Source organism: Nonomuraea sp. NPDC050383, from assembly GCF_044459125.1.
GTDB lineage: Bacteria > Actinomycetota > Actinomycetes > Streptosporangiales > Streptosporangiaceae > Nonomuraea.
This window is the reverse complement of the sequence record NZ_JBITIP010000006.1, coordinates 343,579-362,797: the sequence shown is the minus strand read 5'-3', so window position 1 is coordinate 362,797 and position 19,219 is coordinate 343,579. Positions and strand designations below refer to the sequence as shown.

Genomic DNA, 19,219 nt, shown 5'->3' with positions numbered 1-19,219 from the left:
CGCGCCGCCGCGCGTGCTCGGGGTCGGCCGGGTCGATCCTGCTCGTGATCACGTGTCCTCCCCTGAAGTCGACGCCGGCGTCAACCCGATGGCCCGGGCCCACAACCTCGTCAGCAGGTCCACGGCCGCGCGCTCCTCGGCGGGCTCACCGAGGTCGAGCCAGACGCGCGCGAAGTGCTCGACCATGCCGCCCAGCATGACGGCGGTGAGCCGCGGGTCGAGCGACGGGTCGGCCAGCCCCTGCTCCTGGAGGCGGCGCAGCCCGTCGGCGCCGCGCCGCACGAACACCTCCCGCAGCTCCAGCAGCAGCTCGCGCAGGCCCTCCTCGGCCGCGGCCTGCTCCAGCATCCGCACCAGCCGGGAGTTGGCCGACCAGGCGCGCAGGTAGAGCCGGTTGGCCGCCTCGATGCGCGCGTACGGGTCGCCGGGCGCCGCCGGGCCCACCACGCTGGCCGCGAACATCTCGCCCACCACGGCGCCGGCCACCTCGCGGAAGAGGTCCTCCTTGGACCCGAAGTACGTGTAGAAGGTGCCGTGCGAGACGCCGGCCCTGGCGCACACGTCGTCGACGCGCACGGCCTCGTACCCCTGCTCGTCGAACGCCTCGCGGCCGGCCCGCACGAGCGCGGCCCTGGTGCGCCGGCCCCGGGCCGTCAGCGTCTCGGACCTGACGATCACGTCAACAGCGTAACCCCGGCCACGAAAAGGGGGAAGGCCCGCCCGCGACGACCGTCGCGGGCGGGCCTTCCCTCACATGCCGCTGCGGGGCGGGTCCTCAGCCGCAGTGGCTCCAGCCGGACTTCCAGCTCAGCGTCTTCCAGGAGCCGCCCCAGATGACGCACTGCTTCTTGGCGCCCAGGCGCACCGGCCCCGCGTACGCGGTGAAGCTGCCGGGGTTCGAGCCGCTGGACCCGCCCTTCACCTGGAGGACGGCGTTCATCGCGACCTTGCCCGGATACACGAGCTTGGACATGGTGACCACGCAGTTCTTGCCCGCACCCGTGTTGTAGAGCAGGTAGACGGTCGCGCTGCCGCCCAGCGCGTGGCTGTCGATCACCTTGTAGCCCGTGCCGCACACCTGCGCCGGCGTGTACGGGTTCGGCTTGAGCGGGGCGGCCGTCGGCTTGGCGGTCGGCTTGACGGTGGGCTTGACGGTGGGCTGGGCCGTGGGCTTCGCGGTCGGCCTGGCCGTGGACTGCGCCGGAGGCGGCTCGACCGTGCCGGTGTCCGCGCCGCTCGTGGGCTCCGTGGCCGGGTCCACCTGGTTGTCCGGCTGCTTCTTGGTCTTCGTCGGCTTGGCGGCGGGCTCGGAGGTCTTGTCGGCCGGGGTCTCCTTCGTGTGCTGCGGAGGCGCGACCGTGGCCGGGATCTGGACGTGGGTGGGGATCGGCTGGAGCGGGCTCGGCTGCTTCTGCGCCGCTCCCGTCTCCGACGGCTTCGTCTCCTCCAGCTCCGGCGGCGGGACCGTGTCGTCCGTCTCCGGGATGATCACGTCCGCCGGCGGCTCCAGGGGCTGGCCGCCGCCCGAGCCGTCGGTGGGCGTCACCTGCGAGCGGCTGCCCACGGCGACGACCTCGGTGGGCTTGTCGGCGTTCGCCTGGACGACGACCGCGCCGGCCACGACCAGGAGCGCCGCCGCGGCCGCGCCCGAGAGGGCGAACGTCAGGGTGCGGCGATGCTTGGCCGCCTGACCGCCCTCCCCGTCCGGTCCGTTCTGCCCGCCCGGACCGGTGGGGCCGGAGGGACCGCCCTGCCGCCGGGTGGGCCCGGCCGGGCCGTTCCCGCCGCCGTGCGGCCCTTGGGCGCCGGGGTGCCCGGCTCCGGGGTGCTGGGCGCCGGGGTGTCCGGCTCCGGGGTGCTGGGCGCCGGGGTGGCCGAAGGGGGGCGCCTCCCGGCCGGGCCAGGCACCCTGGGGGCCTCCGCCGGGCGCCGCGGGGTGGCCGCCGCCCGCGCCGGGCTGACCGCCCGGCGCCGCCTGCGGCATGCCGGGATGCTGCGCGCCCGCCTGCTGAGCTCCGGCGGGGTACGGGGCGCCGGGGTGCTGGCCACCGGGCTGGGGACCGCCGGGCTGGGGACCGCCGGGCTGAGGGCCGCCCGCCTGGGGAACGCCCTGGTGGGGAACTCCCTGCTGAGGAGCACCGTGCTGAGGACTGCCGTGCTGAGGAGCGCCGGGGTGCGGGCCGCTCGGGTGCGGGCCCGCGGGCTGCTGCGGCACGTGGGGGAGCTGGGCGCCCGTCTGGTGCGGGCCGGCGGCCTGAGGCCCGCCGGGAACGGCCTGGACCCCCGGAACGGCCTGCCCGCCCGTGACCGGCTCGACCGCCGCCCTGGGCGCCGGCTGCCCGGTGAGCCGCACGATCAGCTCGTCCGCGCTCGGCCGCAGCGCCGGGTCCTTGGACAGGCACAGGGCCACCAGCTCGCCGAGCGTCCCGTCCATCCCGCCGAGCTGCGGCTCCTCGTGCAGGATGCGGTTCATCACCACGGGGATGGAGTCGGAGCCGAACGCCGGCGTGCCCGTCGCGGCGTACACCATGGTGACGCCCCACGCGAACACGTCCGCGGCCTCCGACACCGCGGCGCCGCTGAGCTGCTCCGGCGCGAGGTACGACGGCGTGCCCATGGCCATGCCGGTGGCCGTCGCGCCCGGCGAGTCGAGCGCCCGCGCGATGCCGAAGTCGATCACGACCGGGCCCTCGGGGCCCATGAGCACGTTGGCCGGCTTCAGGTCGCGGTGCAGGATCCCGGCCCGGTGGATGGCCGCCAGCGCGGTCGCGGTGCTGATCGCCAGCCGCTCCAGGGCGGCCCCCCGGCGCGGCCCCTCGTTGATGACGAGCTCACGCAGCGACGGCCCGGGCACGAACTCGCTGACGATGTACGGCCGGCTGCCCTCCAGGTCGGCGTGGAGCACGGGGGCGGTGCAGAACCGGGCGACCCGCTGGGCCACGGCCACCTCCCGCAGGAAGCGGGTGCGGGCGTCGGGGTCGGCGACCGCCGCGTGGTGCAGCAGCTTGACCGCCACCTGCTCGCCGGAGTCGCTACGGCCGAGATAGACGACTCCCTGACCCCCCTCGCCGAGACGGCCCAGGAGGTCGTAGGCCCCCAGCCGTCGCGGGTCGTCCGCCGCCAACGGCTGGTACTGATCCACGTTGAACCCCCATGACCACGCATGATTTATCAACAACTGGGGCAGAACGCTACCAGCGTGGTGCTTGGTGCGTGGCCCGGCCTTGCCTTTTCTTTCACGATTTGTCGGCTCATGTCAGCGTTTGTGTACGGATTGTGGCCAGGGCCACGCCCGTCGTCATGCCCGGAAATCGGATGAACGGCTCAGATCGCCTTGCCCGGGTTGAGGATGCCCAGCGGGTCGAACACCGCCTTGATCCCGTGCTGCACCTCCCGCGTGACCGGCCCCGCCTCCAGCGCCAGCCACCGGCGCTTGAGCAGGCCGACCCCGTGCTCGCCGGTGAGCGTGCCGCCGAGCTCCAGCGCCCGGGTGAAGACCTCGTCGGCCGCCGCCCACACGCTCGCCGGCGGCTCGGCCAGGCCGTGCTCGAAGATGAACACCGGGTGCAGGTTGCCGTCGCCGGCGTGCGCGACCGTGCAGATCCGCACGTCGTGCCGGGCCGCGGCCGCCTCGATCGCGCCGATCATCTCGGGCAGCACCGAGCGGGGCACGCACACGTCCTCCACCAGGCACGCCCCGAGCCGCTCCTTGGCCTCGTAGGCCATGCGGCGCACGCCGATCAGCTCCTCGGTCTCCTGCGGGCTGGAGGAGACGGCCACGAACGACGCCCCGTTCTCCACGCACAGCCGCTCCATGCGCTCGACGGCGGCCTGGCCGTCGGAGGCGTCGGACTGGCCGATGAGCATGGCGTTCACCCCGGGCTCCAGGCCGATGTGGCGCCAGTCGTCGATCGCCTCCAGCGTCGCCCGGTCCAGCAGCTCCATCAGGGACGGCTGGCAACCGGCCGCCATGATGGCCGACACGGCCGCGCCCGCCGCGCGCAGCGACCCGAACTCCGCGGCGAACGTCGCCGGCGGGGCCGCGGGCGCGCGGCGCAGCCGTACCGTGGCCGAGGTGATGACGCCGAGCGTGCCCTCCGAGCCGACGAACAGCCCGGTCAGGTCGTAGCCCGTGACGCCCTTCATCGTGCGGCGGCCGGTGTGGAGGACGCGGCCGTCGGCCAGCACCACCTCCAGGCCCAGCGCGGAGTCGCGCGTCACGCCGTACTTGACGCAGCGCAGCCCGCCCGCGTTGGTCGCCAGGTTCCCGCCGATCGTGGAGATCTCGTACGACGACGGGTCCGGCGCGTACATGAGCCCGTGCTCCCGGGCCGCCCTGTCCAGGTCGGCGGTGATCACGCCGGGCTCCACGACGGCGATCTCGTCGGCGGGGGACAGCTCCCTGATGGCCGTCATGCGCGCCAGCGACAGGACGAGCGCGCCCTCGGTGGCCGTGGCAGCCCCGGCCAGGCCCGAGCCGGCGCCGCGCGGGACGACCGGGACGCGGTGCTCGCCGGCCCAGCGCAGCGTCGGGCCGCCCGCGGGGCGGGGGGGGGGGGGCCCCCCCCCCCCCCGGGGTGGCGGGGCCCCCGCGCGGGCGGCGCGGGCGGGGGGGGCGGGGGGCGGGGGGCGCGGGGGGCCCCAGGGCCCGCTCCTCCCGGCGGGGGCGCGGGGGCCCCCCCCCCCCCACGCCGACGGGCTTGCCGGGCTCGACGAACGTGCGGTCACGGGCGTAGGAGGCGGCCACGTCGGGATCGGTCACGACTCGGCCGGCGGGCAGCGCGTTCACCAAGGCGTCTATGGGTCTCACATGAAGAACCTTACGGTTTGCGTGGATCGAGGCTTGAGGCCAGACTGCCCGGGTGGAAGTGACGTGTCCGGTGTGTTCCCAGGTTGACCAGGTCATCGCAGTCCCGGGAGCGGTGGCGGCGGGGACCACGTACCGGATCGGGCGCGTCCGCCTTCCCGGGGAGCGCGAGATCGCCGACCTGCCGGCCGCCGTGTCGCTGGGCGCCACGAAGCACCTGATGAGCCGTACGCAGCTCGCGGTGTGGATGTCGTTCCCCAGCCGCCAGTACGCGCCCTGGGTGCGCAACCAGGGCTACATCCTGCTCGGCGTGGCCGCCCTCGTGCACCTGGTGGTGTCGCTGGTGATCGCGATGGGCAAGGACTCGAACTGGGGCGAGGTGCTGCTCGCCCCGTTCTGCCTGACCGGCCTGTTCTGGGGGTTCGGCCTGCTCCAGGTGCTCGGCTCGTACGGGGCCCGCAGGCGGGACGAGGCCGAGGCGCCCGCCCGCGAGCAGGCGCTGCAGGTGTGGGAGCGCCTGCGTTACTGCTCCCGCGACAACGTGGTCTTCGAGCCCGGCGTCGGCGTCTCGGTGCACCCGAGCGAGACCCGCGACTACATCTTCGGCTTCAGGCGCGGCGGTCGCGCCTGAAGCCCGCCGGCCGGGCGGACCCGGGGGTCAGGCGCCGTGCTCGTCGGCGACGAGCCGCGCGCACACCGCGAGGCCGGTGATGGCCTGCTCCAGCTCGTCCAGTCCCGGGAAGGTGGGCGCGATGCGGATCACGCGGTCGTCGGGGTCCTGGCCGTACGGGTGGGTGGCGCCGGCCGGGGTGAGCGCGATGCCCGCCGCCTTGGCCTTGGCCACCACCTCGGCGGCGTGCGGCACCTCCAGGCTGACGAAGTAGCCGCCGGTCGGGCTGGTCCAGGTGGCCAGGCCGCCCAGCTCCTTGGTCAGCACCCGGTCGACCAGCTCGAACTTCGGCCACACCAGCTCGGCGTGGCGCCGCATGTGCGCGGCCACGCCCTCGGCGTCGCGCAGGAACTCGACGTGACGCAGCTGGTTGAGCTTGTCGGGGCCGATGGACTGCTTGCCGGTGTTGTGCAGGAACCACTCGACGTTCGCCGGGGAGGAGCCGAAGAACGACACGCCGCTGCCCGCCAGCGTCACCTTGGAGGTGGAGGCGTAGACGAAGACCCGGTCGGCGTTGCCGTGCTCGGCGGCCAGCGCCAGCAGGTCCGCCAGCTCCGCCGGGGTGTCGGTGAGGTGGTGCACCGCGTAGGCGTTGTCCCAGAAGATCCGGAAGTCGGGCGCGGCGGCCGGCATGGCGGCCAGCCTGCGCACCGTCTCGTCGCTGTAGGTGGCGCCGGACGGGTTGCTGTACTTCGGCACGCACCACATGCCCTTGACGCTCGCGTCGGTGGCCACCAGGCGCTCGACCACGTCCATGTCGGGGCCGTCGGCGTTCATCGGGACGGGCACCATCGTGATCCCGAACCGCTCGGTGATCGTGAAGTGCCGGTCGTATCCGGGCACGGGGCACAGGAACGTGACCTTCGGCTCCTCCACCCAGCGGCGCGTGGCGCCCGGCACCGCGTCGAGCAGCGCGAACGCGACCGTGTCGTGCATCAGGGCGAGGCTGGAGTTGCCCCCGACGACGAGCTGGCCGGCGGGCACCTGGACCAGCGGCGCGAACAGCTGGCGCAGCTCGGGCAGGCCCTGGAGGCCGCCGTAGTTGCGGCCGTCGGTCCCGTCGGCCGCGCGGTAGGACGTCGGCAGGCGGAGCATGTCGTTGGAGAGATCCAGCTGGCGCGGGGACGGCTTGCCGCGGGTGAGGTCGAGCGAGAGGCCACGCTGGACGAGTTCGGCGTAGTCGCGCTGAGCGTTCACGAGATCTTCTCCTCCGGATGGGTCGGATACGAAGGATAGAAGACGCGGTTCCGGGAGCAGGAATCGGTTTCGGCATGTGGACGGCCCGCCAGCGACGAATCAGCGCGAACGGCTTCACGCGGAGCGATCGGTGGCGTGCAATGGAGGGGCATCGGGGGGCACCGGGGGACCGGCAAGGCAGGGCACCACTCCGCACAGGAGGGAGCAGTCGTGACGACTGTTCGCGAGACCTCGATCGCCCAGGTCAGGCGGCGCCGTACCGGCACCGTGATCGTCTCCTGGCTGACCACGACCGACCACAAGGTCATCGGCTACCTCTACCTGATCACGTCGTTCGCCTTCTTCCTGGTGGCCGGGGTCATGGCCATGGTGATCAGGGCAGAGCTGGCCCAGCCGGGCATGCAGCTCGTCAGCCAGCACCAGTACAACCAGCTCTTCACGATGCACGGCACCGCGATGCTGCTCATGTTCGCCACGCCGCTGTTCGCCGGGTTCGCCAACGTGGTGATGCCCTTGCAGATCGGCGCGCCGGACGTGGCGTTCCCGCGGCTGAACGCGGTGGCGTACTGGCTGTTCCTGTTCGGCAGCCTCATCGCCGTGGCCGGATTCTTCACGCCGGGCGGCGCGGCCGACTTCGGGTGGTTCGCCTACACGCCGCTGTCCACGGCGACGTACTCGCCGACCATGGGCGGCGACCTGTGGATCATGGGGCTCGCGCTGTCGGGCCTGGGCACGATCCTCGGGTCGGTCAACTTCATCACCACGATCATCGGGATGCGCGCTCCGGGCATGACGATGTTCCGGATGCCGATCTTCACCTGGAACGTCCTGCTGACCAGCATGCTCGTGCTCATGGCGTTCCCCGTGCTGGCCGCCGCGCTGCTCGTGCTGGAGTCGGACCGCAAGCTCGGCACACACGTGTTCGACGGGGCGAACGGCGGCCCCATGATCTGGCAGCACCTGTTCTGGTTCTTCGGCCATCCCGAGGTCTACATCATCGCGCTGCCGTTCTTCGGCATCGTCACCGAGGTCATCCCCGTCTTCAGCCGCAAGCCGCTGTTCGGCTACATGGGCCTGGTGGGGGCGACGATCGCCATCGCGGGCCTGTCGATGACCGTGTGGGCGCACCACATGTTCCCCACCGGCCAGGTGCTGCTGCCGTTCTTCTCGTTCATGACCTTCCTCATCGCCGTGCCGACCGGCGTGAAGTTCTTCAACTGGATCGGCACCATGTGGCGCGGCCACATCAGTTTCCAGACGCCGATGCTGTTCGCGATCGGCTTCCTCGTCACGTTCCTGCTCGGCGGGCTGACCGGCGTCATCCTGGCCTCGCCGCCGCTGGACTTCCACATCAGTGACACCTACTTCGTGGTCGCGCACTTCCACTACGTGGTGTTCGGCACCGTGGTGTTCGCGATGTTCGCCGGCTTCTACTTCTGGTGGCCCAAGATGACCGGCCGCATGCTGAACGACCGGCTCGGCAAGGTGCACTTCTGGACCCTGTTCGTCGGCTTCCACACGACCTTCCTCGTCCAGCACTGGCTGGGCGTGCTCGGCATGCCCCGCCGCTACGCCGACTACGGCGCCGCCGACGGCTTCACCACGCTGAACCAGATCTCGTCACTCGGCGCGTTCCTGCTGGGGCTGTCCACGCTGCCGTTCCTCCACAACGTCTGGAAGACCGCCCGCACCGCGCCGCGCGTGACCGTGGACGACCCGTGGGGCTTCGGCAACTCGCTCGAATGGGCCACCTCGTGCCCGCCGCCGCGGCACAACTTCACCTCCATGCCGCCGATCCGGTCGGAGCGTCCCGCCTTCGACCTGCACTACCCGCACAGGTCTCCTCAGGGAGAGCAGGGCTAGGGCGGTCACGGACCCTTATTCTGAATTGTCCTAAATACATCACATTTCAACAACGCCCTTTACGTCCGCTTTACTCACCCTCTAACGTCCGGCATTGCACACCCCAAGGCCATGCGCCCGGCGATCCCGGGCAGAGAGGGTTCCTGGTGCCCAGCACGAAGCGCCTGTTAACAGCCATGCCGGCGGCGGCCCTGCTCGCTGCCGCGCTCACAGTCCCCGCGGCAACCTCCCAGGCCGCAGCGTCGGCGGCCGTGTACGAGCCGACCGCGGCCGACTACTACATCAACTACGCGCCGCCGCGCGACGAGCCCGAGCCGGGCGACCCGCCGTCCCCGAACAGCAGGCGCGCCCGCGCCCAGTCGCCGGCGCAGAAGGCCGACCGGAAGTACATCGAGGGCAATCCCGCCGCCGCCCGCGTCCTCGCGGCGCGCGAGCAGCAGGCCATCAAGACGGGCCGAAACCCCGCTGAATTCATCTTCAAGAACGCGAAGCAGTCAAAGACCGCCAAGCTCCTCACGCTGCTCGTCGAGTTCAACGAGAACGCCAACGACGACTTCTCCGGCTTCAACCGGCTGGCCACCCCGGACAGCGCCCCCGACGACTGCGTGGTCGAGCCGCCCGGCACCCTGAAGAACGGCCCGCTGCACAACAAGATCCCGGACCCGGCCACGCTGCCGCACCAGGACAACAACTCGTTCTGGGTCAAGGACTTCAGCACCGAGCACTTCAACAAGATGCTCTACACCGACAAGGGCATCACCGAGCGCGTCCGCCCCGACCTGAAGGACCCGCGCGACGGCAAGCCCGGCATCGACATCTCCGGCTTCACGATGAAGAAGATGTACGAGGAGATGTCCAAGGGCGCCTACTCCGTCACCGGCTCCGCCGTCGGCTGGATCAAGGCGCCGCACTCCGAGGCGTGGTACGGCGCGGCGGCCTGCGGCGGCGCGCCCCAGGACATGTCCGGCCACCCCGACAACCCGACCGGGGCCGGCCAGCTCGCCATCGACGCGGTCAACGTCCTCTCCCAGACCCAGCCGAGCTTCCCCTGGGCCGACTACGACGTCGAGGACGTCTCCGACGCCGACGGCGACGGCAACTACGCCGAGCCCGACGGCGTGATCGACCACCTCGTGCTCGTCCACGCCGGCAAGGACAAGTCCTCCGACGGCGGCGCCGAGGGCACGTACGCCATCTGGGCGCACTCCAGCGCGGTCGCCGGCGGCTACCAGGTCCCCGGCACCGACAAGAAGATCTCCAACTACATCGTGCAGCCCGAGGACTCCGGCGTCGGCGTCTTCGCCCACGAGTACGGCCACGACCTCGGCCTGCCCGACCTGTACGACACCAGCGGCGCCGCCAGCTCGGCCGTGGACTTCTGGGACCTCATGTCCAGCGGCTCCCACTCCGGGCCGATCTTCCAGTCGATGCCCACCCACATGGGCCTCTGGGACAAGTGGGTGCTCGGCTGGGCCAACCCGAAGGTGTTCGAGCCGGGCGACGCCGCCAAGCTCGTGACCGTCGGCCAGTCGTCGCGCACGCCGAAGCTCACCGAGGACGGCGTCCGCGTCAACCTCGCCTCCACGCCGCTGAAGATGATCGACCCGCACAGCGGCGCCAACGCGTGGTGGTCCGGCATGGACCAGGAATGGGCCAACGTCCACCTCACCCGTGACGTGCCCGTCCCCGCCGGCACCGACGTCCGCTTCTGGATGTGGAACAACTACGAGATCGAGGAGGACTGGGACTTCGGCTTCGTCGAGGTGTCCACCGACGGCGGCCAGACCTGGGCGCAGCAGAAGGTGTACGACGAGGCGGGCAACGAGGTCACCACCGCCGAGGACTACCCGGACCCGAACAAGAACCTCAAGACGTTCGGCAACAAGAAGTACGGCCTCACCGGCAACACCAACGGCTGGCGGCACGACTACGTCAATCTGACGCCGTTCGCGGGCAAGAGCGTCAAGCTCCGCCTGACATACAACAGCGACGCGGCCTTCACCCCGCGCGGCTGGCACGCCGACGACTTCCAGCTCACCAACGGCGGCACCGCCGTGTGGAGCGACGACGTCGAGAACGGCGACAACGGGTGGAAGGCCACCGGCGGCACCTTCACCAACACCAGCGGCCAGGGCTGGACCATCAACAACGGCTCCCGCGAGGTCTCCCGCTTCTACCTCGCCGAGTGGCGCAACTTCGACGGGTTCGACAAGGGCCTGCAGTTCGCCTACGACAGCACGTACTCGCGTGACGGCGCGTGGAAGGTCCAGAAGGTCAAGTACAACGCGCCCGGCCTGCTGATCTGGTACCGCGACTCCACGTTCACCAACAACTCGATCGCCAACAACCTGGAGCTGTCGCCGAGCATCGGCTCCAAGGGCAGCCTCCTCGTGGTCGACTCCCACTACGACCCGCTGCGCCGCACCGGCACGGCGGCGGCCAAGGACCCGACCCGGCACAAGAACATGGAGGGCCGCTCGCAGTCGTCCAACGCCGCCTTCTCCTTCGGCAAGACGTACCCGTTCAAGGAGTGCCTGGAGGCCGCGGGCGAGCCGTTCAGCGAGTACTGCACGGACGTCCCCGCGCTGAAGGGCGTGCCGGCCTTCACCGACGCCAAGACCTGGTACCCGGGCTTCGAGGTGCAGAACGGCAGCCTGTACTACCGCGACTTCGACGCCTCCACGGTGGTGCCGTCCAAGGGCGACCAGCAGTACAGCACCCGCGTCGTGCACCTCGACGGCACCCCCGCCACCGAGCTGTACGGCACGGACCTCGGCAACGGCCACAAGCTCGGCACCGGCAACCCCGGCGACGAGGGCAAGGCCCTGGGCGTCCAGTTCAAGCTGGTCTCCCCGCTGCCGGGCAACCTGGGCGCCGTCGTCCAGGTGATCCCGCCGAAGAAGTGATTCCCGGCCTGTCCCTGTAGGCCGGATCTGCAGGCCCTGTCCGTAGGGCCGCCGGGGCGACCGGCGGCCCTACGATGGGACACCATGAGCGAACTGCGCACCAAGGCCGAGCACACCGAGGCGATCCGCAAGGACCGTCGCGTTGCGGTGGTGATCAACACTCGCTCGCGCCGTGGCCGGCGCCACTACGTCGAGGTGATCGAGCAGCTCCACGACCTCGGGTTCGAGCCGCTGGCCGAGATCGGCGTCTACAACCCCAAGCGGCTGCGCGAGCTGCTCGACACCGCGCTCGCCACCCGCCCCGACCTGCTCATCGTCGGCGGCGGCGACGGCACGCTCTCCTCCGCCGTCCGCCACGTCGCCCACCGCGACGTCGCCCTCGGCGTACTGCCGCTCGGCACCACCAACAACTTCGCCCGCAGCCTCGGCCTGCCGCTCGACCTGCAGGGCGCGATCCGGGTGTTCGACACGGGCAAGGTCGCCGACATCGACCTGGGCATGGCCGACGACCGGCCGTTCGCCAACCTGGCCAGCTTCGGGGTGTCGGTCGAGGTGGCCGGCAAGGTCAAGCCGTGGCTCAAGCGCATCCTCGGCCGCCCCGCCTACCCGCTCACGGCCCTCACGGTCCTGCCGGGGCACCGGCCCTTCCGGGCCTACATCACGGTCGACGACCAGCGGCACGAGCTGCTCACCCACCAGCTCAACATCGCCAACGGCCGCTTCCACGGCGGCTGGCAGGTCGCCAAGGACATCAGCATCGACAACGGCATGCTCGTGGCCTACCAGCTCGGGTCCGGCAAGAAGCTGCGGCTGCTCGGCGAGACGCTGGCCCGCGCCACGACGGGCCGCTGGCGCAGCCTCGCCGGCGGTCCCTTCGTCGTGGGCCGCGAGATGCTGCTGGAGACCGACCCGCCGATGGCGGCGGACGTGGACGGGGAGGTACGGCTGCGCACCCCGATCCGCCTCCGCGTGGTCCCCAACGGCGTCCGCGTCATGGTCCCCGCCTCCTTCGAGGACCGCTGACCCGCGCGGGGCCGGGCCGGTAAGGCGGCTGGCTCACCGTTCCAGGTGGAGCCGGGACCGTTCTCGGCCGGCTCCTCGAACGTCACTCCTGTTCGGTGCCGAGGTAGGCGAGGGCGGCGACCACCGCGGCCTGGACGCCGGTGTCCAGGGTGGGCTGGATGACGGGTGCGAAGGCGGCGCTGTGGTTGACCGGGATGTCGGTGGCCAGGGTGCCCCTGCGGGCCGCGGCCTCGTAGGCGGCCGGATCCACGCAGCCGATGCCCCAGTAGGTGAACGGCACGCCGAACGCCTTCGGGATCTCGCTGAAGTCCTCGCTGGCCGTCTGCAGGTCCAGCGCCCCGGCCCGGTCCGCGAAGAAGCCGGAGAACGCGGTGGTGATCGTCTCGGTGGTCTTCTCGTCGTTGACGGTGGGCGGGAAGCTGCCGAAGCGGTCGATGCCGGGCGGCCTGGGGGAGTTCGAGGCGGCGGATTCGGCCTTGGCGATGCGGGTGATGGCGTCCGCGATCTGGTGGCGGACGTCGTCACCGTAGGTGCGGACGTTGAGCTGGATCTCGGCCGACTCCGGGATGTTGTTGGGGTTGGTGCCGGCGTGGATGCTGCCCACGGTGAGCACCGCCGGGCTGAGCGGGGCCACCTCGCGGGAGACGACCGTCTGCAGCCGGACCACGAGCATCGAGGCCATCACCACCGGATCGACGCCCTTGTCCGGGGCCGAGCCGTGGGCCGAGCGCCCGTACACGGTGACCCGGTAGTTGTCGGCGGCCGACAGCGTCGGCCCGGGCCGGGTCAGCACCCGCCCGGCGGGATAGGGCAGGACGTGCTGGGCCAGGCACACGTCCGGACGGGGGACACGGTCGGTCAGCCCGTCGGCGATCATGCGGTCGGCGCCGTCACCGGGTTCCTCGGCGGGCTGGAACAGCGCGATGAACGTGCCGCTCCAGGCGTCCTTGACCTGGGCCAGCAGCCGCGCCGCGCCGAGCAGGCAGGTGACGTGCATGTCGTGGCCGCAGGCGTGCATGACCGGCCGGCCGTCGCCGTCGGTGGCCGTGCTCGCGTACGGCAGGCCGGTCCGCTCCTTGATCGGCAGGGCGTCCATGTCGGCGCGGAACAGCACCCCCGGGCCGGTGCCGTTGACCAGCACGCCGACCACGCCCGTGCCGCCGACGTGCTCGTGCACCTCGTACCCGCACGCCCGGAGCCGCCCGGCCACCTTGGCGGAGGTGCGCCTCTCCTGGTGTCCGAGCTCGGGATGGGCGTGCACGTCGCGGTAGCAGTCCTCCAGGTCCGCCCGGATCGTGTCCAGCTCGGCCAGCACCCGGCTCGCGCTCGTCTTCCCGCCTGACATCGGCTGCTCCCCATCCACGCCGTGGGTGACGCTCAGGGATGTTTCCGCCGTGGCCGCTCGATCAGGTCAGGGACCGGCAATGGCTTCGGCAAGGCCGTAGGCGGCCCTGCCGTCCGCGCCGGCCGTGCTCTCTACGCTCCTGCCTGTGCGGATCGAAACGATCACGACCGTGCTGGACCTGATCGGGGTGTTCATCAACGCGTTGCTCGGTGGGTCGGTGGCGCGCAGGCGCGAGCTGGACCTGTTCGGGTACGTGGTGATCGGGACGGTGTCCGGGCTCGGTGGCGGCCTGATCCGCGATGTGCTCCTCCAGCACGGGCCGCCCCTTGCCCTGACCAACCCGCTCTACATCCCCATCGCTCTGGCCGGGGCCGTGGTGGCGTTCCTGCTGGCGTTCACCGAGGAGGACTGGAGCCGCTTCTTCTACGTGCTGGACGCGATCGCGCTGTGCGTGTGGGCCGCCGCGGGGGCGCAGCGCACCCTGGCGACCGGGCTCGCCTGGCTGCCGGCCGTCCTCCTGGGGACCGTCACCGCCGTCGGCGGCGGAGCCACCCGTGACCTGATGGTGCAGCGTGTCCCGGCGGTGTTCGGCGGCAACGGCCTGTACGCCTCGGTCGCCGTCCTGGTCGCCGCGATCCAGGTGGTGTGCTCTGCTCTGGGGGCGCCCACCGTGGTCGGCACCGTGCTGGGCGTCCTGACGGGGTTCGTCCTGCGGCTGATCGCCTACTGGCGGGGCTGGAACCTGCCCGGGGGCCTGGAGTGGCAGCCCCGCGACGTCATGGGCAGGATCGCCCACCCGCCGTTGCCCGGCCGGCGCCGCCGGAGGCAGAAGCCCGACCCCGGCGACCGGACCGATTGAACGCCGCCGTACCCAGAAGTGTCGGCACCGCTGGTTACTGTCCCCGCCATGGATCACTGGGACGAGATCAGGAAGCTGATCGAGAAGCGGCACGCCGACCGGCTCGCCGAGCGGGTCAAGGCACTGGACGACGTGGCCCGCGCGGACGTCGCGGCCCGATTACCGGCACTGCGCAAGGAGCTGCGGGGCTGGTTCGATCAGTGGGACGACGGCCTGGTCCACTACGCGCCAGTGCTGCGGGTGGCGGGCGCCGCCACCTTCGGCGGCGCGGCGGCCGTGGCGTCCTGGCTGTACCGGCGCGACTTCGCGCCGCAATGGGCCGGCCCCGACAACGACGTGGACCTCATCCTCACGGTGATCGCGGACCGGCCCGCCGCCTGGCGTGCCGACCTGGCCGAGCGGCTGGTGCTGCGCATCCGCGCCTCCGACGACCGCGGCATGGCGCTCGCCCTGGCCCTGCTCCGCGAGACCGGCGTCGAGCCGCCGCCGCACGACCCGCTGGTGGCCGGATGGGTGGAGCGCGGGCCGTCGCGACCGGGCGACGACCCGCTGCTCGACCACCTGCTCCCGCGGCTGTTCGAGGCCCAGGGCGTGGGGCGGGTGCTCCAGTGGGAGAAGGACCCTGAAGAGGGCTGGCTCGGCGCTCTGACGGAGCTGGCCGAGGCGGGCCGCGTGAAGCGCGAGGCACTGATCGAAGGCTGCGTGCGCCGCTTCCTGCTCGGTGGCACAGCACGAGACCTGCGGTTCTTCGTCCATCTGCACGAGGCTCTGAGCCCTTCTCCCACCGAGACGGCCTCCCGCGCCCGCGACTATCTGCGCCTGCTGCCCGCATCGCCCGGTCCGGTCGCCGAACTGGCCATGAAGCGCCTGCGCGCCTGCGACGGCCTCGGCGCCGACGATCTCGCCGAGGCGTGGGACTCGCTGCTGTTCCGCTCCGAGCGCAAGCTGGTGCGCGCCGGGCTGTCGTGGCTGGACCGCTCTGTCCGTCACACGCCCGCGCTGGCCGCCATGGTGGCCGCGCCGCTGGCCCGCGCGTTCGGGGCCGACTCCATCGAGCTCCAGGAGACGGCCGTCGGGCTGGCCCTCGCCCACGCGGAGGGCATGAGCGAGGAGGGGCGCGCCACCGTACGGGAGGCGATCGAGCTGCTCGCGCCCGAGCCCGGCCACCGGGCGGCCGCGGTCTTCGGGGGAAGCGTGGCCGAGGCCGAGCCCGCGTTCGTACCGTCGCCGCCCGGCCCGGCCGAACGCGTCCGCGGCGTCGAACCCCCGATCGAGACCGTCGAGGAGTTCGTCCGGTCGAGCGCGGAAGGGACGTACTCGTGGCAGGCGTGGGAGCGGCTGCTGGCCGGGTTCGTCACGCTCGCGTCCCGTGACCGGGCAGGCATGAAGGCGGCGCTACGGCCGCTGATGATCGACGCGTATACCGGGGCGTACCACGGGGAGAGCTGGGAACGGGCCGAGGAGTGGCTCCAGGGCGCGATGCACTCCCTCACCGCGACCGCGCCCGTCCGGGACGCCTGGCGGCGCTTCATGCCGAAGACCCGCCTGCCCGCGCCGCACCGGCTCCTGCTGCACCGCGTGGCCGAGATCCTCCGGGCCGTCGAGCAGGACACCCTCCCCCCGCTGCTGCTCGCCACGCCCACGCACAGCACGGGACACGTGGCGGCGGCCGAGTTGGTCCGGCGGCTGGAGGTCGTCGAGGCGGCCGGGGCCAAGCCGCCGGCCGCCGACCTTCAGCAGGCGCTGCTACGGCTGCCACGCGTCTCCGAGCCCGGGGTGGCGGAGCGGGCGGCTCGCCTGACCTCCGCCGCGGGCCGGATCGTCGCCGGGTGGACGTGCCCGGAGGTCGGGATCAAGCTGGGGTGGACCTGCGGCGACCACGGCGACGACCACGACTGGCACGACCGCGGTCATCACCACACCGCGCGTCCGGTGGTGGAGGCCGGCGTTGAGCCGACCGGCCTGCCGCTGGTGGACCTGATGCTCGGCGTCCCCCGCCACTCGTCCGGGGCACAGCACAGCGACTGGTGGGCCTCCACCCTGCCTTCGCACCGCGAGGTCGCCGCCGCCTACTTGATGCCGTACGTGCTCGCACGCCACTGGGGCGCTCCCTCCGTCGGACCGGAGCAGGCCCGTGCTCTCGTCCGGGCAGACGGGCCGGCCGGTGCGGCGTGCGCGGTGGTGCTCGCCCGCGTCCTGGGCGACCCGCGGATGCCCGAGTCGGTCGACGTCCTGCTGGAGGCCGCCGCGCGGGACGAGCTGCCCGCCTCCGAGATCGGCCGCCAGGCCGGGCTCCTCGTGGCGAGCGGAGAGGTCAGGATGGTCGACATGGTCGCCGCGCTCGACACCGCGGCCAGGCGGGGCGCCCACGCCTCCGTGTGGCGGATCGCCGCCGCGGCGCTGCCCGTGCTGCTGCCCGCTCCCGGCGGGCGCCCGCACAACGGCCTGGCCGAGTTCGTCAGGCTCGCCGTCGTGGCCGCCGAGTGGTGCGGCGCGCACGGCGAGATCCCCGAGGTACGCGACATGGCCGCCCGCAAGGGGAACAGCGGTGTGCTCCGCGAGATCCGCCGGTTGCACGACCGGCTCACCGGCGGCTCCGCCCAGGAAGGACGATCATGATGTCCCATCGCCACAACTGGCCCGCCCGGCCGGACGAGGGCCACCGCACGCGGATGGCGATCGGCGACCTGGCCCGCGCCGCCGCCCCGCCGGGCTGGTCGCGGCTCACCGTCCGCCGTACCCAGGTCGGCGCGCACGCGCTGACCACCCTGATCTGCGACGGCCGCGAGGTCGCCGCCGAGGGCGTCGACGAGCAGTTCCAGCGGCTGCGCGAGCTGTCCTACCGAGCCGATGCCGGCACCTGGTTCACCTGCGAGCTGGAGTTCACAGCCGGGAGCAGGGGCTACACCGGCCATGTCGACTCCTCCGCGCCGCCGTTCGCGGACGTGCCGGCGCGGGCGGCGCTGGCGGAGCTGACCCTGTTTCCCCACGAGGAACCCCCGGCTGGTTGCTCGCCGCGCTCCCCACCGCCGTGCCCATCGCGCTGCCCACCGCGTACGGCGACCGCCGCCACCGCCGGCACCACCACAGCGACCACGAGCCGCCGCCCCCGCCGCCTGCGCCGATCACCGGCGAGCTGGCCTACCGCCCGGCCACGGCCATGACCGCCCACCTCTTCGAGCATCACCAGGAGCCCGACCTGCACGACGTCTACCTGACGGGGGAGGCGGACGAGCCGGAGTGCCTCCTGGTGGGCTGCTCCGCGAACGCCCTCTGGGCGTCGCGCGGGGGCACGCGTGGCACCGGTGGGGGCATGCGCTCCATCACGCTAGACGGCGAGGTGCTCCGGCTGGAGCTGACCCCCGAGGCCGCCGACGCGCTGGAGACCGAGACCGCTTTCGAGGTGCGCCTCGACATGCCGCCCGGGATGACGGCCCGGCTGGCGGCCGTTCTGCCCGGCATGCTGCGGCGCGTCACCGGGGCGCCGGAGCTGATCGGCTTCTGAAGCCTGGTGCCGGGGAGGGAGCCTCGTCGCGCGCGACGCGCCGCGACGAGGTCCTGCGCGCCGGCCGGGCCGTGCTCACTTACGGCGTTCGCCGCGGGAGGGAGCGGTGTACACCTTGGCGGCCGGGGGCGGGGTGATGCGCACGCGGCTGCCCCATCCCGTGTAGCGGGTCTCGACGGCGATGCTGTCCTCTCCCGCCACGGCGGGGACGAGGAAAGCCGTGGCCGGGTACGACGTGACGAGCCGCTCGGGCAGGCCGCCGGATCCCAGCGTGAGCTTGTACTCCAGCGCGTCGTCGCCCTTCTCCTCCACCAGCACGGTGGTCCGGTACCAGGGGGAGATCTTCCACAGCCTGGCGAGGGTGATGTGGCCGGAGTAGGTGCGCCCCGCCCGCCTGCCGCCACTGATCAGCGCCTTGAGCGTCGCGGGCTCGGCGGGATTCACGACCTGGCCGTACCTCCCGCTCATGCCGTTGGTCACCTTCTTCCTGGGGACGAACCAGGTCTTGCCCTTGGGCAGGTCGCCGTAGATGGGAGCGGCGGTGTTGTAGCTCTTCCTGCCGACGGTGATCGTCCGTTCCGGCTCGGCGAGAGCCGTCAGGCCTCCTGGGACGCCGGGTGCTTCGAGGGGCTTCGCGGTGATGTCCGAAGCGACGATCCCGGTCCTGCCGAACTGCAGCGTGCCGGTGCGCCGGAGGTAGGGCGTCCTGCCGTCGAACGCCACGTAGGACGTGACGTCGGTGAACCGCACGCCCTTCCCGGCCACCATCTGACGCTGCAGAGCCTTGACGGGGTCGGCCGCCGCGGCGGCGTGCGCGGGAGGGGACGCGGCGCTGAGGAGGGTGGCGGTCATGGCCACGGTGCTCACGCCGGCGATGAGGTGCTTCACGGGGGGATTCCTCTGTCCGAATGATGATCATTCATTCTGGCGCATCACCGGGACGCGGACATGCGCGTGCGGACGGCCGGCCGCAGGCTTCGGCCGGTGGACATAAAAGAGCACGCACGGTCGTGCTAATATCTCGCCATCGGCCAATGGGACAGG

Annotated in this window: 14 protein-coding genes; 8 read left to right on the top strand and 6 right to left on the bottom strand. The window is 72.2% G+C overall.

The window, feature by feature from the left end; translation table 11 throughout:
- Positions 1-48: 48 nt before the first annotated feature.
- From ACIBG4_RS18380 to ACIBG4_RS18370, 3 genes are all read right to left on the bottom strand, one after another.
- Complete coding sequence (locus tag ACIBG4_RS18380) at positions 49-678, bottom strand: TetR/AcrR family transcriptional regulator (protein WP_310711195.1); 630 nt, start codon at positions 676-678, stop codon at positions 49-51.
- A 97-nt stretch (positions 679-775) separates the two neighbouring features.
- A complete protein-coding gene (locus tag ACIBG4_RS18375) occupies positions 776-3,142 on the bottom strand; it encodes a protein kinase (protein WP_397202757.1) in 2,367 nt (788 codons plus the stop codon).
- A 182-nt stretch (positions 3,143-3,324) separates the two neighbouring features.
- Positions 3,325-4,728: an FAD-binding oxidoreductase gene (locus ACIBG4_RS18370; protein ID WP_397202756.1), complete on the bottom strand. Its 1,404-nt coding sequence runs from the start codon at positions 4,726-4,728 to the stop codon at positions 3,325-3,327.
- 152 nt (positions 4,729-4,880) lie between these two features.
- Here ACIBG4_RS18370 and ACIBG4_RS18365 point away from each other — a divergent pair, with 152 nt between their 5' ends.
- On the top strand, positions 4,881-5,438 hold the full coding sequence (locus ACIBG4_RS18365) for a hypothetical protein (RefSeq protein ID WP_310711191.1): 558 nt from the start codon (positions 4,881-4,883) through the stop codon (positions 5,436-5,438).
- 27 nt (positions 5,439-5,465) lie between these two features.
- On the opposite strand, the gene ACIBG4_RS18360 is transcribed toward ACIBG4_RS18365, so the two are convergent.
- Entirely contained in the window at positions 5,466-6,674 is a 1,209-nt protein-coding gene (locus tag ACIBG4_RS18360; protein ID WP_397202755.1) for an aminotransferase class I/II-fold pyridoxal phosphate-dependent enzyme, read from the bottom strand.
- A 210-nt stretch (positions 6,675-6,884) separates the two neighbouring features.
- Between ACIBG4_RS18360 and ctaD the strand changes: the two genes are divergently transcribed.
- From ctaD to ACIBG4_RS18345, 3 genes are all read left to right on the top strand, one after another.
- On the top strand, positions 6,885-8,537 hold the full coding sequence (gene ctaD, locus ACIBG4_RS18355) for a cytochrome c oxidase subunit I (RefSeq protein ID WP_397202754.1): 1,653 nt from the start codon (positions 6,885-6,887) through the stop codon (positions 8,535-8,537).
- A 251-nt stretch (positions 8,538-8,788) separates the two neighbouring features.
- On the top strand, positions 8,789-11,443 hold the full coding sequence (locus ACIBG4_RS18350; RefSeq protein WP_397202753.1) for an immune inhibitor A domain-containing protein: 2,655 nt from the start codon (positions 8,789-8,791) through the stop codon (positions 11,441-11,443).
- A gap of 84 nt (positions 11,444-11,527) precedes the next feature.
- Positions 11,528-12,466, top strand: coding sequence for a diacylglycerol kinase family protein (locus tag ACIBG4_RS18345; protein WP_310711187.1), 939 nt, complete (start codon positions 11,528-11,530; stop codon positions 12,464-12,466).
- Between the two features lie 82 nt (positions 12,467-12,548).
- Here ACIBG4_RS18345 and ACIBG4_RS18340 read toward each other — a convergent pair whose 3' ends face one another.
- Positions 12,549-13,811 carry an amidohydrolase gene (locus tag ACIBG4_RS18340; RefSeq protein ID WP_397202752.1) on the bottom strand — a complete coding sequence of 421 codons (1,263 nt, stop codon included), beginning with the start codon at positions 13,809-13,811 and terminating at the stop codon, positions 12,549-12,551.
- Between the two features lie 145 nt (positions 13,812-13,956).
- On the opposite strand from ACIBG4_RS18340, the gene ACIBG4_RS18335 reads away from it, so the two are divergent.
- Genes ACIBG4_RS18335 through ACIBG4_RS18320 form a run of 4 tightly spaced genes read left to right on the top strand, consistent with a single transcriptional unit; the run spans position 13,957 to position 18,175 of the window.
- Positions 13,957-14,670: a trimeric intracellular cation channel family protein gene (locus ACIBG4_RS18335; RefSeq protein ID WP_397202751.1), complete on the top strand. Its 714-nt coding sequence runs from the start codon at positions 13,957-13,959 to the stop codon at positions 14,668-14,670.
- Between the two features lie 48 nt (positions 14,671-14,718).
- Positions 14,719-17,289, top strand: a complete 2,571-nt coding sequence (locus ACIBG4_RS18330) for a DUF6493 family protein (RefSeq protein ID WP_397202750.1) — start codon at positions 14,719-14,721, stop codon at positions 17,287-17,289.
- The gene (locus tag ACIBG4_RS18325; protein ID WP_397202749.1) at positions 17,286-17,834 is read left to right on the top strand and encodes a hypothetical protein; all 549 of its coding nucleotides are present in this window, start codon (positions 17,286-17,288) and stop codon (positions 17,832-17,834) included. The genes ACIBG4_RS18330 and ACIBG4_RS18325 overlap by 4 nt, the downstream gene beginning before the upstream one ends.
- Positions 17,831-18,175, top strand: coding sequence for a hypothetical protein (locus ACIBG4_RS18320; protein ID WP_397202748.1), 345 nt, complete (start codon positions 17,831-17,833; stop codon positions 18,173-18,175). Before ACIBG4_RS18325 ends, ACIBG4_RS18320 begins: the two co-directional genes overlap by 4 nt.
- Positions 18,176-18,250: 75 nt before the next feature.
- On the opposite strand, the gene ACIBG4_RS18315 is transcribed toward ACIBG4_RS18320, so the two are convergent.
- The gene (locus tag ACIBG4_RS18315; RefSeq protein ID WP_397202747.1) at positions 18,251-19,063 is read right to left on the bottom strand and encodes a hypothetical protein; all 813 of its coding nucleotides are present in this window, start codon (positions 19,061-19,063) and stop codon (positions 18,251-18,253) included.
- Positions 19,064-19,219: the final 156 nt, after the last annotated feature.

Excerpts from the sequence above, each read along its gene's own strand:
- ACIBG4_RS18345 (WP_310711187.1), top strand. The coding sequence starts at position 11,528 with ATGAGCGAACTGCGCACCAAGGCCGAGCACACCGAGGCGATCCGCAAG.
- ACIBG4_RS18340 (WP_397202752.1), bottom strand. The coding sequence starts at position 13,811 with ATGTCAGGCGGGAAGACGAGCGCGAGCCGGGTGCTGGCCGAGCTGGAC.
- ACIBG4_RS18330 (WP_397202750.1), top strand. The coding sequence starts at position 14,719 with ATGGATCACTGGGACGAGATCAGGAAGCTGATCGAGAAGCGGCACGCC.
- ACIBG4_RS18325 (WP_397202749.1), top strand. The coding sequence starts at position 17,286 with ATGATGTCCCATCGCCACAACTGGCCCGCCCGGCCGGACGAGGGCCAC.
- ACIBG4_RS18320 (WP_397202748.1), top strand. The coding sequence starts at position 17,831 with ATGACCGCCCACCTCTTCGAGCATCACCAGGAGCCCGACCTGCACGAC.